Genomic DNA, 16,096 nt, shown 5'->3' on the forward strand with positions numbered 1-16,096 from the left:
ATGGCGTACCCAGCTTTCCTGCCGAATCGCCCAATGTGTTGGCCGTCGGCGGGACGGACCTGCACTTAACGAGCAGCGGTTCGATCAGCAGCGAAACGGCCTGGCTTCCCACGACGAGCGACGGGTCGGTATGGAGCGGCGGCGGCGGTGTCAGCCAGGAGTTTCCAGGCCGCAAGGTGCCTGACGTGGCCTACAACGCCGGCGTAGGGATGGCCGTTTACGATACCTTTGGCCCGGATCAAGGTTGGGTCAGCATTGGCGGCACAAGCGCTGGCGCACCGCAATGGGCGGCGTTGGTGGCCATCGCCGACCAAGGGCGCGCGCTGGCTGGCGAAAGCACGCTCAACGGGGCGTCGCAAACCTTGGCGGCGATTTATGCCGCGCCGGCCGCTGATTTCCATGACATCACCAGCGGCAGCACCCAATTTCAATCGGCCGGCACAGGTTACGACCTGGCCACCGGGCTGGGCAGCCCCGTCGCGAACTTGCTAATTCCCTACCTGGCTGCTTACGGCGGCTCGTCGGGCACGACGGGGGGTACAACCAGCAGCGCCCCCGCGGCCCCCACCAGCTTCACCGGCAATGCCATTTCCAGCACGCAGGTCAGCCTCAGTTGGGCGACCTCGAGCGGCGCCACCAGCTACGACCTGTACGAGTTTGAAAACGGCAAGGCCGTGCAAATCAATTCATTCGCGGCCGGAACTACCTCGGCCACGGTAAGTGGACTCGCGGCGGGCACGACGTACGACTTCAACCTCGTGGCGGTGAACTCGGCCGGCGCAGCGGCCACGCCGTGGATCGCCGTTGCGACACCCGCTGCAACCGTGTCTGCCGTGGTCTCGGCGCCCGCAAACTTCCAAGCCGTGGCCACCTCGAGCACGACCGCACAGCTCTCTTGGAGCGCTTCGCCCGGGGCGACCGGTTACCGTGTCTACGAATGGAACGGCAGCCAGGCCGTGCAAGTCGCCAGCCTGGGCGCCAGCACAACCTCGACCACGATCAGCGGTCTCAGCGCCGGTGCGACGTCGTACTTCTACGTCAGCGCTTACAATTCCGTTTCCAGCGCGCCGACCAATTGGGTAAGCGTCAAGACGCTGGCCGCGATAACAGTCCTTTCGGCGCCAGCCAACGTCATGGCCACGGCAACTTCGACAACCACAGCAACCGTGTCGTGGAGCGCTGCCACGGGAGCCACCGCATACCAGATCTATTACTGGAATGGATCCCAAGGAGTCATGATCGGCTCGGTGGGCTCGGGCACGACGTCAGTCACGATCTCGGGTCTGTCGCCGGGCACAACTTCGTATTTCGCGATTGTGGCCACGAATGGCACCAGCCAGGCTGCCTCGGGTTGGGCGAGCGTGTCGACGCCCCTATTCAGTGCGGCGCATCTGGCCGACGTGCTGTTCGCCCAGACGGCAACGCAGTCCCAGGCCAGGAACTGGCTTCTCTAAAACCACACGGTCCCAGGGGTATTAACCGCCTGCCACCTGCCGCGGCGGTCCTCGGCCCGTCCCGTGCAGGGACATGTCGCCGCGGTTTTCAGCCCGCCTGCGCGATTTTCCCCCCTGGGCTGCGGCCGGAAGAGGGCACTTTTCCCAGGATAGAGCCGAGCCCTCCCAATGTACGGCATGGCGTTTGCCCAGTCTAAAAAGCACCCATACCAGCGGGCTAATCAGTTTTTGGCTCGACAGTTGGGCCTCCGGCAAACGATCATAACTATTTGGGCACCGACCGGCGCAGTGCAGTGAGTCTTCATGTCCGTTAAGCCAGATGTTACGACGGAATTCGATTTGCGCCATTTGGCGAATGATGACGCTACTGACCAGCTATTTCCCTTACCCTTTACTCCATTTGAGTTTTATTATTATCTTGAGGATCGTCCCGAATACGCGTCGGCCTTTCCTGTGCGATTGGAGGCCCATGGACTGCTCGACCGCGAGGCATTCGCACGAGCGTTTCAGCTAACGCACGCTCGACATCCTTTTCTTTCGGCTCAGATCGAGTGCGATCGGCGCGGCTGGCCGACATGGACTGCGGGCGAAATCCCTCGCATTCAGTGGACCACCGAGCCCTGCGGCATGTCTGTGGGCGCCGCGGCGTCCGGCGGGATGCAGATGCGCATCAATCAGATGCACGACAAGATCGATTGGCTGTTCGATTTTCATCACTGCGCGGTCGATGGCATGGGGGCATTTCTATTCATCTCGGATCTGTTCGTGGCCTATGCGCATCTGGCCAGCGGCGCGCGTGGCCCACTACCTTGGCGTAAGCTCGAACCGGAGCGATTGCGCAATCGCGACGGGCATCAGCTCTTTAAACGAGGCGTAAAGCTGGTAGATCTGGTTCGCTTGGCACGCGTGACATTGCCACTCAACTACCGTCGTGCGGCCATCGTCAGCGATCATGCCGCGCCCGCCGTCAATACGAGCGGTGTCAATGCCGGCCCCAACGATCTGGTCCATCATCTGACCGAGTTCGAGACGGCCGAGCTGTCGCGCGTGGCCAGCAAACTCGAGGTCATGCTCAACGATCTCTTCGTGCGCGACTACTTTTTGATGCTTACGGCCTGGAACCGCGGGACCAGTGAGGCCCGGCGGCAAATTCGTATTTTGGTCCCTACGAATCTCCGTCGGCGAGAAGATTATCGCATGCCGGCGACCAACGTCTTCAGCTTCTCGTTTCTCAGTCGTTGGGCGCGTGATTGCCAGGATCGCGCGGCGCTGTTGGCTTCGGTTCATGACGAAATGGCCGAGATCAAGCAGCAAAAGCGCGGCCGGTATTTCGAGGCCGGCTTGCGGCTATTTTGCATCTGGCCAAATTTGCTGCGCTGGTCACTCAGCCGGGACTGGCCGTTTGCGACGGCCATCTTCAGCAACTTGGGGACGGGCCTTGACAATGTTCCCTTGCCCGACAGCGACGGACACAAGATTTGCGGCGATTTGGTATTTGAACGAGGCTCGGGCGCCGCGCCCATCCGCCCTGACACGCGTGTTTCTTTCGCCGTGCATGCCTATGCCGGACGTTTAGCCGTGTGCGCCCGCTCTGACCCACGCGTTTTCAGCGCCGCTCAGCAGCAGGCCATTCTCGATGCCTACATCGAGCAACTGCGCACCACCATTCGCACGGAATCGTGAGGCCGCTCCAGGTGCGGTGATCAGGGGTCGTAAACCGGGTCAGCGACGTTGCTCGCTCGACGGGATCTCCTGTGGCATACGCGCGTACCGTTGCCGAGGCATAGCGCCGGCCATGCTGGTGGCGGGCAATTCAGATACCTCCTGACGCAGCAGTGAGATGACTTGCGGCGCAACCGCGTAATATCGCCAACTGTGCCGATTAGAGAGGTCTCCCTGCACGTTCAGCTGCACGACTTTCGACTGTTCACTGCCTAGCAGTGACACATTAGGAATACCGGTGGCGCCCAGTGCCCCGGGGCCTCCTTTACCCCATAGCAGCGGATACCAACGCAGCACCGAGTCGGCCGGGTTGACGGTAATGACTAGCTTTTCGACTTGCGATAGGGCACGCTCGTGCAAACGGCCAGGATACAACCATTCATTGGGCACTGCCGCTCCGAGCAATACAGCATGGATACCCGCTGACTGCAACGGCGCGGATGCCAATCGATAACCGACTAGCGTCCCTCCGCCCAAAACGTGCAAGGCACCCGTCACGACGCCCGCGCCGGAACTGTACCCGACGACGCCTGTCGGGTGGTGTCCTACGGTGCGTTGCAAAAATGCTGCCAGGTAATAGCCCTCGACATTGACGCGGCCGGCATTGGCTTGCGCAATCTTGCGAACGCGCAGCGTGGTTGGCTCATTAGGCCAGGACCAAACGACGAACCGCGTCGGCGGCGCGGGAGCCGTCGGATTTCCCAATAGTTCGGAGAACAGGTTTGTGCCACCCCGCACCGCGAATTCGTCATTGGTGTCGTTACCGTGTACGAAGACGGTCGTGGCCGATGTTCCCTGCGGCGTGCGCACCAGCTCTTCGAGCGACGACGGCACCCAGCCGCGCCCTCCGACGTAGCGGCTGACGTCGGGCGCAAAGTAAGGTGAACCGTCGCTCACATTCGGAACCAAACGCCGCGTGCTCACCATCCACAGTTCGCTAGCGCCGCGGGCCAGTTGCGACATCCCGGACGCTGCTGGTGCCAGGGCGCTGTTCGGCGCGCCAGATCTGGCAACCTGCGGCAAGACGGGTCCGACGGATGGCTCTGGCGGAATCGAGCTCGACGGCGCCGCCTTCAGGCTCTCACCTGGCAGCACACGCAAATAGACGCTGGGATTTGGAGGTGGCAGGCGCGGCGGCTCGTGGTCGGCCGGGTCGTTCTGTCCCCATGCCGTGGGCACCAGCATAAGCCATAACATCACGACACAATGAAGCCGCCAAGCAACGCTGCAGAGTTGGCGGTTCATACGGCATCCTGCCGAGCTCACGGCCCATGCCGTACGAATTTCCACAGCACGGCGTACGGGCAATTCGTCCGCGCTGGACTCGTCGGCGATACAACGTTGATTGCGACGGACGTGTGGCCCAATCCTGGCCGAGGCACCCCTTCGCGCGCGGCAGATGATAGCACGAACGTCGCTGGCGCTCGATAGCGATATTTCGTGCTGGCACGGCCTTGGCGGGCGCAGCAGCAGCGCATAGGAATTTTCTAGTTATCGGCGGCGCCCGACGTGGGACTCGCACGATTTACCCATGCCACAAGTGCATGGCGGTGCAGCTAGCACGTTTCGATTGCATTGCCCACTGCTTTAGCCACGTGCTGCGGCCGTCGCACGGCGACGGCGACGACGTTGGCCCTGGCCTTGGTTAGCTTGGCCTTGGCCCGACGGCGCCCCGCGTGCCTGCTTGTCGAACCGGCGGTTTCCTTGCCCTCGACCGGGGCGAGACTGCTGACGCTCGCCCCCATGGCTGGCGGGCCGAGGTTGATTGCCAGGGGCCGCCGGCACAGAGGCCACAGAGTTTTCGGAGTCTACCACCAGCGCCCGGCGAATCAGCCGCTCGATGCCGCGCAGGTAGGATCGCTCGCCCGGGTCGCAAAACGCCACGGCAATTCCCGAGGAGCCCGCCCGGCCCGTGCGTCCGATGCGGTGTACGTACGTTTCGGCCTCGTTGGGAAGGTCGAAATTAAAGACATGCGAGATATTATCGACGTCGATTCCGCGCGCGGCGAGATCGGTCGCCACCAAAACCGGCGGCCGGTTGGACTTGAAGCATTCCAAGGTGCGTTGTCGCGCTCCCTGGCTCTTGTTGCCGTGGATCGCCTGAGCCTTGATACCCGATTGCATCAATTGCCGCACGACGCGATCGGCCCCGTGCTTGGTACGCGTGAAGACAAGTGCCCGCGTGACCTGGTTTTTCTTCAACATCTCGGTGAGCAAACGCGTCTTCTCTCGTTGCGGTACGAAGCAGACGGATTGCTCGATCAATTCCGCGGTTGCCTTGACCGGCGCCACGCGCACCTGGGCCGGGTCTCGCAAGATGGCGTTAGCCAACTGCTCGATCGGCGCCGGCATGGTGGCCGAGAAAAACAACGTCTGACGCTTGACCGGAAGCTTGGCGATTACCCGACGCAGATCGGGCAGAAAGCCCATGTCCAGCATGCGGTCGGCTTCGTCGAGCACAAAAATCTCGACGCTTCCCAGATCGACATGCCCTTGATTCATCAGGTCCAACAACCGGCCCGGAGTCGCCACGACCACGTCGACGCCGTTACGCAAAGCTTGCACTTGCGGCCGTTGACCTACGCCACCGTAAATCACCGAATAGCGCAGCGCCGTATGGTTGCCATAGGTGTGAAAGCTCTCGCGAATCTGTGAGGCCAACTCGCGCGTCGGCGACAGCACCAGGGCGCGAATACGGCGGCCGTTGCCACGCGGCGGATTGCCGGCATGCGTCAACCGATGCAGGATCGGCAGTGCGAAGGCCGCCGTCTTGCCGGTGCCCGTCTGGGCACACCCCAGCATGTCGCGTCCGGCCAGTACATGCGGGATCGCTTGCGCTTGGATAGGAGTAGGGTTTGTGTAGCCAGCCGCAGTCACAGCGCGCAGCAGGGGCGGCGCCAGCCCGAGTTCTTCGAACGACATTCGGAGTCCTTGCAGAGTGTCCCAGGACCGAATGAGATGAACGCGAGTCGCGTTCTCAGAAAACCATTGGACCTGGCAGTAATCCAATGGCCAATAAGATCGCCGAGAGGATCAAGATGCTTACAGTTTAGCATGTTTTGCGGGAAAGACCAGCCCAGAGCGCAGCCACGAATGGACGAATCGCCGCGGTAACCGCCCCGTTTTCCTCTGCTAGCGAAACATTTTATTGGCCACCCAATCGCGCAGGCGGTCCGGCAGCTTCGACAATACGAAAAACTGCCAACGCATGGCGCCCACGATATAACGCGTTTTTGGTCGCGACGCCGTCAGCGCATGAACGACCGCCCGCGCCACGACATCCGGCGGGCTGGCCTTGGCATTGATTGCGCTGGTCCGCTGCATGCGCTCGAAAAAGGGCCAATACAATTCGCGCCCTTCGCGCGGCATTGCCGATAAGGCAGACTCCGCCGCTTGCTCGCTGCCTGATAAAATCGGCGTGTCGATCAATGCCGGTTCGATGCAGGCGACGTGCACCTTCGATGGTGCCAATTCCTGCCGCAACGCATCGGAAACGGCCTCGAGCGCGTACTTCGACGCGCTGTACGGCCCCAACATAGGCATGCTCATCAGGCCGGCCAGCGACGAAATGTTCACAATCCTGCCTGTGGCCTTGCGCAATAGGGGCAAGCAGGCCTGCGTCACCGCCACGTGACCAATCAGGTTTACTTCCAACTGCAACCGCAATCGATCGATGGGTACGAACTCGAGCGGCCCCATCACGCCGATCCCGGCATTGTTTACCAGGCCGGCGAGGCCGCGATCTCCCGTCTCGGTACCGATCGTTTGCGCGGCGGCCGAGATCGCCGTGGCATTGGTGATATCGAGCACGATCGGCGTCACGCCCGGCAGCTGGCTTTGTTCGACGTGCTGGCGCTGCGCGTCGTCAAACACGCCGGCAAACACACGCCATCCCATGCTCGATAGCCGCTTGATACACGCTTCACCAATGCCGGAACCGGCGCCGGTAACTAAAACGGCGGGGGCGGTGTTAGGTGTCGGCATGGCGAATGATTCTCCGCACGTCGTGCGTTGCGAGCCGGTGTCAACTGTTCGCTAGCATACTCGAACTTGCTGTCCGGCGCGACGGATTGCACAGGCAGCAAACGATAACTGCCGTGGCGAGGGACTGCTTGCAAATTCCCAAGAGGTGCCCGATGCGTCCTGACCCAGTCGCCCAACGTGCCTGTTTTACCGCGTGTTTTAAGACAAATTGCCAAGGTTGTAATTGGCAGCTATGTTTCCCAGGCGGAATAGCGTGCCCGGTGTTTCGACTAGCGCCCGGCCAGTGGCGGGAAGCGAGGAGCGACCATGCGAAGCTCACAGGTGATAACAGTTGCCAGCCTCGGCGCGGCGCTGCTTTTGACGTTGACCATGCGCACACCATGCCAGGCGCAACAGCCCGTCGCGCCCCCCTACCCTGTCGTTTATGCCCCAGTAGTTCAGGCACCACGACCGGCGAACTACAACCCGGTGGGGTTCGGATTTGGCGGCTACTCGTACGGCGGCTATCCGGCCTACGGCTTCAACGGGTATTTGCCAAGCGTCTATGCCGGCTTTAATACGCCAGGCGTGGCGGGTCCGGCGCCGGGTGGCTATAGCTTTTACACCGCTTCCGAAGCCTATGGCGCCACGTGCGGTCCGACCGGATGCCGCCTGAACTATCGCGGCTGGTCTCCCGAGGCGGCGGTCGCTCGCCCCGCCACGCAGCAACCGCCGGGCAACTATGGCTTTGGTCCAGCCGGGCCGCGGTAGCATTCAACAGTCGAGCGTGTGTTCGACTTCCCACGGCGAGACGTGGCTCGTGTATTCGCGCCATTCGGCCCGTTTGAGCTTGAGGAACGCGTCAGTAAACGCCGGTCCCATTCCCGCGCGCAGAATGGTGTTCTGCTCCAGCGCTCGCAGGGCATCGAGCAGATTGTCCGGCAACCGTGGCAAGGTGTCACTCGCCGCCCCATCGCGATAGATGTTGGCGCCCAGACGTGGGCCCGGATCGCGGCGCTTCTCAATGCCGTCGTGACCGGCCTCGGCAATTACGGCCGGCAGCAAATACGGATTCACCGCGCCATCTGGCAAACGCAGCTCACAGCGGCCAGGACCTGGAATGCGAATCATATGCGTTCGATTGTTCCCAGCGTAACTGATCACGTTCGGCGACCAGGTCGCGCCGGAATTGGTTACCGGAGCATTGATGCGCCGGTACGAGTTGACGGTGGGATTGGTCAACGCGCACAACCCTGCAGCGGAGTGCAGCAGGCCCCCGATAAACCTGTATCCTAGCGCAGAAATGCCCACTTCATCATGATCATCGTGAAACAGGTTGATGCCTCGTTCGCGGTCCCATAGCGACATGTGCACGTGACACCCGTTGCCCGTCAGACCGTCGAAAGGCTTGGGCATGAACGTGGCGCGCAGGCCGTGTTTCTCGGCCAGCGACTTGACCATGTATTTGAAGAACGCGTGGCGGTCGGCGGTGACGAGTGCTGGACCGAATTCCCAATTGATTTCGAACTGGCCGCTGCCGTCCTCATGGTCGTTTTGATACGCTTGCCAACCCAACTGCAACATCGCATCGCATATTTCGGTAATCAGATCGTAGCGCCGCACCAATGCCTGCTGGTCGTAACACGGCTTGCGCTGCCGATCGTGAGTATCCGCGATCGTCAATGCGTCGTTGCTAAGGACAAAGAACTCGCATTCCACCCCTGTGCGTAATTCGTATCCCGATCGCTGTAAACGGGCCAGCGATTGCCGCAGCACGTAGCGCGGCGACTGTGCGACCGGTTCACCGGACATGTACAGATCCGCAGCGAGCCAACCAATCTCGGGCTTCCAGGGCAGCTGGATAAGGCTGCTTGCGTCCGGAATGGCCAGCACATCGGGATCTGCCGGAGTCATGTCGAGCCAAGTGGCAAACCCAGCGAAGCCGGCTCCCGTTTTGCAAATATCATCTATGGCCACGGCCGGCACCAGCTTGGCGCGTTGCGTGCCAAAGAGATCCACAAACGAAACCAGGAAATACTTGATCCCTAATTCCTTGGCTCGTTCGTACAACATCAAGTTCCTCTCACTCGTTGTCCGCTGCAGATTTTGGTGTGCGAGACGCACGCATCTTGTCTTCGGCTTCGAAACTGGTGCGCCGTCGCGGCGAGTCGCATATACCATCAATCGTTCAACAGATCTGCCACCGCGGATCTGATAAAGGCTTCGTCCTGAGGATTCTTGGCGGGATTGCCGGCCCGATGGCCCCAGATCGAAGGGATGGGCAGAAATCTTGCGCGCGGAATGTGCTGTGCCTCGGCGCGGCTATCTTCGGGCGTAAAGTACAAATCGGTCGCGCAGGGCATGATCAAGGTGCGGGCCTCGATCGTTGCCAGCGCGCGCCGCAAATCGCCGCGATATACATCGTTCGCGCTGATGTCGGAACGTTTCCAGGTTTCGATCATCGACAGCAGATTGGCCGGGTCGCGACGCAAAAAGCTGGCTTCCCAATCGCGCACCAGAAAATCCTCGAGCGATTCGTAGCCCAGCTTCAAGAACAGCTGCTCGCGATAAAATGCTTGCGACAAGGCCCAGCCAGCGTAAACACGTCCCAGGGCGCGCAAGCCACGCTCGGGGAAATGCTGGAACCTGGCGCCATCCCAGGCCGGATCGGTGCACAAAGCTGCCTGAATCCCTTCCAGAAACACCAGGTTGTGCGGCGACGTCTTGGCCGAACCGCATAAAGCAACGATCCGCTGGACGCGCGCCGGGTAGAGTGCGCCCCAGTGGAGTGCTTGCTGCGCCCCCATCGACCAGCCGTAAGCCAGCGCCAACCACTCGATGCCGAATACTTCGTCCAGCAGCCGGCGCTGAGCTGTAACGTTGTCCACATGTGTGAATGTCGGCATGTTTCCCGTCGCGTCCTGCCCGTCCAGGTTGCTGGGCGAGGTTGAAAGCCCGTTGCCAAACATATTGACTGCGATCACAAAATAGCGCGACGAATCCAGAATGCGATCCGGACCGATCAACCATTCGATATCAAGGTGTTGAGCGCCATAAGACGTGGGATAGAGGATTGCGTTCGACTTTGCCGCGTTCAGCTGCCCGTATGTCTGGTAGACCAGCCGCGCACGGGGCAGGCGCTCTCCCATCTGCAATGAAAAGTCGGGCAGGTCGAAGGTTTCCATCGACGTCAAAGGCTTCTCACAGGATTGTGCGGCGGGTCAGACGCGCCCTTGATCGCCGCGTGCAGGGGCGGCACGCAGAGAGCGCATCACGGTCTGATTGGCGGCCATATAGCTGGGCGCTAGATGCGTCAGGTTATTGGCAAGCTGGCTGTGAGCGCGCGGCAGTTGATGAAACGGAATCGACGGATACAAGTGATGCTCTGCATGAAACGGCATATTCCACATCAGCAGCCGCACGGGCCACATCGTCAAAGTGGTGCGCGTGTTCGTCAATCCGTTGCTATCCTCGCTGCAACCGGTGTGTTCCACGATCAGGATCGCCCGCAACAGCGGTTGCCCCAAAATCGCGGGCAACAACCAGTAGTACAAAAGGAAAGTACTACCGAAAGCGACTGAATACGCGCAAGCCGCAAGATAAACGGCCATCTGCGCAGCACCGGAGATCGTGGTTTCACGGCGGGCATGGGGCGGGATGTACGGGTAGCGGCCCAGACGTCCGACCGCGATTCCGGCCAGCTCGCGTGGCTTCCAAAGCCAGAACGGCATGCCGCTAATATGCACGACGTAGTCAAGCAGCTTACGCGGTTTGGGCGTCGCCAACTCCGGATCGCGCTGGTGGTCTTGCGTGAACCGATGATGCCAGGTGTGGTAACGCCGAAAGTACGTCGAGTTGTAAAAGCACAGCGTGCCGGCGATCCAGCCACAAATATCGTTCAGCCGCCGCGACTTGAAGGCCGTGTAGTGAACGCACTCGTGCATCGGTGCGAACATGGTCACGATCACGCATCCGTGCAGGGCCATCGCCGGAATCAACAGATACCACGTCCCCTGGGATAGCCACACCAGCGACCCAGTCGCGACGAGGCAGCACAAATGCGCGCCGAAGCGCAGCAAACCGCGCATGTCGGAACGATGGCTCAACGAGCGGACGATTTCGATGTCCAGCACATTGCGGCCGGGCAAAGCGGCGGTCCCCATGTCGGCCGTACCGACATCCGCTGCGCCGACATCCACGAAAGCGGAATCCGGAGAAGCGGTCGCATCAACAGCATTGGTCGATGGGCCCGGCGCGGCGGAGCGCGGCGCAAAAGACATAGCGACACCCAGCAGGTATTGGAACGATCTTGAACCAGAGCCGAACCGCCTGCTGGGCCGCGGGACGCACCTCGCGGCGCTCCCGCTGTACCCAGATTCGGCACTAGAGACGGCGTCATTGTAATGCCGCCTCAGCGTATAAACAATCGCAGCGACTTCTTAGTGACTTTAAAAAATCGCTGCTGCACTGCGTAGCTACCGAACTTATTTACGACGATAAGTTCGCGCGCAGTGGGTTGCCACCAATCCTGCCGCACCGCATATCGCGAGCACGACGGTCGACGGTTCGGGAATAGGTTGCGATGGCAAGGTCCCTTGGAACAGGTGCAGATGGGATTCGCCTTGTCCCGACACGCTCTGTCCGATCAAGGTGCCGTTTATCTGGCCTCCTTGGAATGCGATGGCCGCCGAGGGGGCGAGAATCGTTCCTTCGATGCCAATCGAGTTGATGCCCAGCGTAGTGGCCTGCGAGAAGTTGTAAAGCACGTGCTGATTGTCGACACCAGTGAGCGAAATGCCCATGCTCTGGAACGAATCGGCGGTGCCGTCGACATTCACGATCACGGTCGAGCCCGAGGGGGCCGTGATGAACAAACCGTGTCCAGCCGCGTTGGTAAGGTCCGAGCCGTGTACATCGAAGATATAGGTGCCCTGGGCTCCTGACGCGGTGAGATGCAACTCGCTGTTTGTCACATTCGTGACGCCATTCGGGGTCAGCGAGGCCAGGTAGTTCGACTCGCCAGCGAGATAGGTCTTCACATCGCTAAAACTGAACGGCAGCGGAGTGACCGAGGGCGGATTGGCGTTCGCGGGAAAGTATCCCGGAGCCGAGTATGTACCCACGACGTTGACCGGTCCGGCGATACTGCCACCACTGGTAAAGGTGGCAGAACCATTGACGGCCAGACGCCCCGTCAGCGAGGGTGTGGCCCAGGTGACATTGCCGTTGACCAGCAATCCACCGTGCACGGTATTGCTAGTGTTCGAATAGTTGCCACCGACGATCAAGTTGTCGGTCGACGAAGGGCTCGAACTCGCCACGGTGTAGCCGCCGAAGGTGGCATTTCCGCCGACGGCGATGCGACCTTCGGAGTCGGTGTTGCTTTGCGTGTCATCGCCGAAGACGAAGACGTTGAAGTCGACCGCTGGGCCGAGACCAACAAAGCCTGCACGGGCCGGCAAGACGCCGACCGCGCCACATACGAGTGGCGCCAAAAAGAGAACAACGCGAGCGCAGATTTTCGAGATTCTCACTAGCTATCTCCATTCCAAGGTCGTTCAAGCCCTAACTACTATCGCCGCCCGCTACGCTGCCTCAAGTCGGCGATAGCCTGGAGCCCTACCTTCGGGCTCCTGTGTTCACACTATCCGAGTGTGACAAGGGACTAAATTCTTGGCGACCCCCTCGCTCGGGCCGCTGGCGTATACCACCGAGTGCAAACTACGCAAATCCCGCGGTTCTACGCGTTTTGACGATTAGGGTTATTACACCGGCAGTCAACGCGCATTGAAAGCGCGATGAGACGCGCGCCAATTGATTGCGCGCTAATGATACGTCAACTGAGCCTGACGTTGCTCGACGTGCCACCCGCAGCCGGGATGTAGCACTTCTCGACGTAATCGCGCACCATGCGGTCGGCGTTGAACCGCCAACCAAGCGTGCGGATGGCGTTCTTCATGCGCGAGATCCAGGCGATGGGCAAGCCATCCTGATCGCGTTGATAGAAGAGCGGAATGACTTGCTCTTCCAGCACGCTGTAGAGCGACTCGGCATCCACGCGGTCGTGAACATCGGTCAGGACATGCGTGCCCCCCGCCCCCACGGCAAAACCGTTCATTCCGTCGTAGGCTTCCGCCCACCAGCCGTCGAGCACCGATAGATTCAGTCCGCCGTTGAGCACCACCTTCATGCCGCTGGTGCCCGAGGCCTCGAGCGGCCGGCGCGGCGTATTGAGCCACAAGTCTACGCCCTGCACCAAATGCTCGCCGACGTTGATGTCGTAATCCTCGACAAACAGTATTTTGCCGATGAACTGCGGATCACGCGTGAACTGCGCGATCGCCTGCAGGACCTCTTTGCCTGGCAGATCGCGCGGATGGGCCTTGCCGGCAAAAATCACCTGTACGGGCAGTTGCGGATCATTGATCAACGCGGCAATTTGCTCGAGATCCTGGAATAACAGGTTGGCCCGCTTGTAGGTGGCGAAGCGACGGGCAAATCCGATCGTTAGCACATCGGGGCTCAATGCCCGACCCAGTCGCGCTAGTACCTCGCGCGGCTCACCGCGCTGCTCGGCCTGTCGCACGGCGCGGCTGCGGACAAAACTAATCAAATCTGCTTTCAGCACCTGATGTGTTTCCCACAGTTCGCCATTATCAATGGTGCCGATCTTGTCCCACAGCGATGGGTCGCTGCTGCTGCGGATCCAGTCTGGGCCCAAATGGCGGTCGAACAGCTGCCGCATCTGCGGCGCCAGCCAACTAGGCACATGAATGCCGTTAGTGATATGGTCGATCGGCACCTCGTCCTCCGACCGGCCCGGATAAAGCGGCTGCCACATCGCCCGACTCACGTCGCCGTGCAACGAGGCCACGGCGTTCGCCCGCCGCGAGTTTTTTAGCGCCAGCACGGTCATGCAGAAGTCTTCGTCGGCGTTATGGATGTGGACGCGTCCCTGCGCCATCAGCTCTTCGGAGGAAATCCCCAATCCATCGCGCAGCGGTCCCAGATGCTCTTCGACCAAGGACTCGGAGAACCGATCGTGTCCGGCCGGCACGGGCGTGTGCGTGGTAAAGACCACCTGCCTGGCCACCCGGCGCCGCGACTCGTCAAAGCTGATGCCTTCGCGCTGCATCCGCTGCCGAATCATCTCCAAGCACGCGAAGGCACTATGCCCTTCGTTGAGGTGTAGTACGCCCGGCGAGATTCCTAACGCCTCGAGCGCCCGCACGCCGCCGACGCCAAGCAGCAACTCTTGTCGCACCCGCACGCGCTGATCGCCACCGTACAGCCGAGAGGTCAGGTCGCGATCCTCGGGCGCATTGCCGTCGACGTCCGAATCGAGCAAGTACAACGAATTGCGCCCCACCGACATCCTCCACACTCGGGCGAACAGCTGCCCGGTGCGCGTTTCCAAAGCCACCGTGATCGGGCGTTGGTCCTTGCCCAGTGCCAGCTCCATCGGCAGCTTCTTAACGTCAACTTCCAGGTAGTCTTCGCTTTGCCAGCCCTCGGCCGTCAGGTGCTGGCGGAAGTACCCTTGGTCATAGAACAGCCCCATGCCCACCAGCGGCACACCCAGGTCGCTCGCGCTTTTAAAATGATCGCCCGCGAGGATGCCCAAGCCGCCGGAATAGATCGGCACCGATTCGTGCAAACCGAATTCCGCCGAGAAATAGACGACCGGCCGCGCACGTAACACTCCGGCATGGCTGGCGCCCCAGGTATCGTCCGATTTCAAATACTCTTGAAAGCGGCGATAGGTGTAGTTCAGGCTGCTGTGGAGCACGTGCCGACGAGAGCGCTCTTCGAGCTGATCCATCGAGATCTCGCTCAACAGCGCGATTGGGTTGTGATCCAATTCACGCCACCGCACAGGGTCAAGCTCGCGAAACAGCGACTCGGCCACTGGATCCCAGCTCCACCACAGATTGCGCGCCAACGACCAGATTCGTTCATAGGCCGGCGCGATGAATTGCTCCAGCGTGCGGGCTTCGCTGACGATTGGGGCCACCTGGCTGGCAGCTACGACCATCATCGCGGTCTCTTCCCGCGAGAATGTGCGTGTTTCGCGCGTCTGCACGACCAGCACGCCTTGGATCACGCCCTGATCCAATAGCGGCACTCCGACAAACGAGCGGTAGGGCTCCTCGCCAGCTTCGGCAAAGTATTTAAATCGCGGATGGCGCGGCGCATCGTCCACCACGATCGGCCGCAATTGCTCGGCGGCCAAACCGGTCAATCCCTCGTTCAATTTCATCGAAACGCGGCCCACGCTTTCGGGCCGCAAACCCACGGTGGCGGCCAAAACCAGGTTGGCACGATCGGGTTTGATCAAGTAGATCGAGCAGACGTCGGTCTGAAACTGCTGCTGGATCAGTTGCACGACATTCGCCAAAGTGTCGGCGGGGTCGCCGCTGCGCGAGACCAACTGCGATATCGCTTCAATGGCTAGTGGGTCGGAATTGGCGCTCGCTTGGTCCACAGCGGGGTGATCCAGAAGGCTCATCGGTGTAATCCCCAAAAGAATCCGAATGGGGCGCAAAATGTCCACAATCGCCCTAGTTGCGCAGCCTCCTTAGGCACTTTACATGCCGCTGGCATGATTCCTTACCGAGTCGTCACGCAGCCCGCGCCCGGCGCGATGCTTTCTGCTGCTGGCACATAGCTTTATGTCGCCGTACCCAGGGTGCGCGCCGGACCTTGATCACAGTCTCTGCACAATACTGTGCCGCGACACCCGCGGGAGACTGCTAACACTCTAGGCAGGGACCGCACAAATCTTCACCCCTGTGTGCGTTGCGACGAGCCAATGAGTCCGACGTGACTTTGATGGAATGCGAGAAAAACTTGGCGAAAACGCTGGCTTGCGATACGACGGATCACTCCGCGCTCTGGTCCGCGATCCCACAACCTGCGATGGTACGGCCTTTGCTCTAAAAAGACGGTCCTACGAA

At 60.8% G+C, this 16,096-nt stretch carries 11 protein-coding genes; 3 read left to right on the top strand and 8 right to left on the bottom strand.

The genetic code is table 11. The annotated features are described in order from the left end of the window. Together VGG64_07585 and VGG64_07590 are read left to right on the top strand one after the other, a co-directional pair. Positions 1-1,454 (top strand): fibronectin type III domain-containing protein (locus VGG64_07585; GenBank protein ID HEY1599447.1); only part of this gene is annotated, 1,454 nt, incomplete at its 5' end. 303 nt (positions 1,455-1,757) lie between these two features. Beyond that, positions 1,758-3,137, top strand: coding sequence for a hypothetical protein (locus VGG64_07590; protein HEY1599448.1), 1,380 nt, complete (start codon positions 1,758-1,760; stop codon positions 3,135-3,137). A gap of 39 nt (positions 3,138-3,176) precedes the next feature. On the opposite strand, the gene VGG64_07595 is transcribed toward VGG64_07590, so the two are convergent. The 3 genes from VGG64_07595 to VGG64_07605 all read right to left on the bottom strand — a co-directional run bounded on the left by VGG64_07595 (position 3,177) and on the right by VGG64_07605 (position 7,160). Further along, positions 3,177-4,373 (bottom strand): hypothetical protein, encoded by a 1,197-nt coding sequence (locus tag VGG64_07595; protein HEY1599449.1) that lies wholly within the window; start codon positions 4,371-4,373, stop codon positions 3,177-3,179. Positions 4,374-4,763: 390 nt separating this feature from the next. Next, positions 4,764-6,098, bottom strand: a complete 1,335-nt coding sequence (locus VGG64_07600; GenBank protein ID HEY1599450.1) for a DEAD/DEAH box helicase — start codon at positions 6,096-6,098, stop codon at positions 4,764-4,766. A 210-nt stretch (positions 6,099-6,308) separates the two neighbouring features. Then, positions 6,309-7,160, bottom strand: a complete 852-nt coding sequence (locus VGG64_07605) for an SDR family oxidoreductase (GenBank protein HEY1599451.1) — start codon at positions 7,158-7,160, stop codon at positions 6,309-6,311. A 306-nt stretch (positions 7,161-7,466) separates the two neighbouring features. On the opposite strand from VGG64_07605, the gene VGG64_07610 reads away from it, so the two are divergent. Beyond that, on the top strand, positions 7,467-7,910 hold the full coding sequence (locus VGG64_07610; protein ID HEY1599452.1) for a hypothetical protein: 444 nt from the start codon (positions 7,467-7,469) through the stop codon (positions 7,908-7,910). A gap of 3 nt (positions 7,911-7,913) precedes the next feature. On the opposite strand, the gene glnT is transcribed toward VGG64_07610, so the two are convergent. The 5 genes from glnT to glgP form a co-directional block, all read right to left on the bottom strand. After that, positions 7,914-9,212 (bottom strand): type III glutamate--ammonia ligase, encoded by a 1,299-nt coding sequence (gene glnT / locus VGG64_07615; GenBank protein ID HEY1599453.1) that lies wholly within the window; start codon positions 9,210-9,212, stop codon positions 7,914-7,916. Between the two features lie 107 nt (positions 9,213-9,319). Next, positions 9,320-10,324, bottom strand: a complete 1,005-nt coding sequence (locus VGG64_07620) for an alpha/beta fold hydrolase (protein ID HEY1599454.1) — start codon at positions 10,322-10,324, stop codon at positions 9,320-9,322. A gap of 36 nt (positions 10,325-10,360) precedes the next feature. After that, positions 10,361-11,419, bottom strand: coding sequence for a fatty acid desaturase (locus VGG64_07625; GenBank protein HEY1599455.1), 1,059 nt, complete (start codon positions 11,417-11,419; stop codon positions 10,361-10,363). A gap of 204 nt (positions 11,420-11,623) precedes the next feature. Beyond that, entirely contained in the window at positions 11,624-12,673 is a 1,050-nt protein-coding gene (locus tag VGG64_07630) for a choice-of-anchor A family protein (GenBank protein ID HEY1599456.1), read from the bottom strand. Positions 12,674-12,975: 302 nt separating this feature from the next. Next, complete coding sequence (gene glgP / locus VGG64_07635) at positions 12,976-15,648, bottom strand: alpha-glucan family phosphorylase (protein ID HEY1599457.1); 2,673 nt, start codon at positions 15,646-15,648, stop codon at positions 12,976-12,978. Positions 15,649-16,096 lie beyond the last annotated feature (448 nt).

It is taken from the genome of Pirellulales bacterium, assembly GCA_036490175.1.
Classification (GTDB): Bacteria; Planctomycetota; Planctomycetia; order Pirellulales; family JACPPG01; genus JACPPG01.

Excerpts from the sequence above, each read along its gene's own strand:
- VGG64_07590 (HEY1599448.1), top strand. The coding sequence starts at position 1,758 with ATGTCCGTTAAGCCAGATGTTACGACGGAATTCGATTTGCGCCATTTG.
- VGG64_07595 (HEY1599449.1), bottom strand. The coding sequence starts at position 4,373 with ATGTTATGGCTTATGCTGGTGCCCACGGCATGGGGACAGAACGACCCG.
- VGG64_07600 (HEY1599450.1), bottom strand. The coding sequence starts at position 6,098 with ATGTCGTTCGAAGAACTCGGGCTGGCGCCGCCCCTGCTGCGCGCTGTG.
- VGG64_07605 (HEY1599451.1), bottom strand. The coding sequence starts at position 7,160 with ATGCCGACACCTAACACCGCCCCCGCCGTTTTAGTTACCGGCGCCGGT.
- VGG64_07610 (HEY1599452.1), top strand. The coding sequence starts at position 7,467 with ATGCGAAGCTCACAGGTGATAACAGTTGCCAGCCTCGGCGCGGCGCTG.
- glnT (HEY1599453.1), bottom strand. The coding sequence starts at position 9,212 with ATGTTGTACGAACGAGCCAAGGAATTAGGGATCAAGTATTTCCTGGTT.
- VGG64_07620 (HEY1599454.1), bottom strand. The coding sequence starts at position 10,324 with ATGGAAACCTTCGACCTGCCCGACTTTTCATTGCAGATGGGAGAGCGC.
- VGG64_07625 (HEY1599455.1), bottom strand. The coding sequence starts at position 11,419 with ATGTCTTTTGCGCCGCGCTCCGCCGCGCCGGGCCCATCGACCAATGCT.
- glgP (HEY1599457.1), bottom strand. The coding sequence starts at position 15,648 with ATGAGCCTTCTGGATCACCCCGCTGTGGACCAAGCGAGCGCCAATTCC.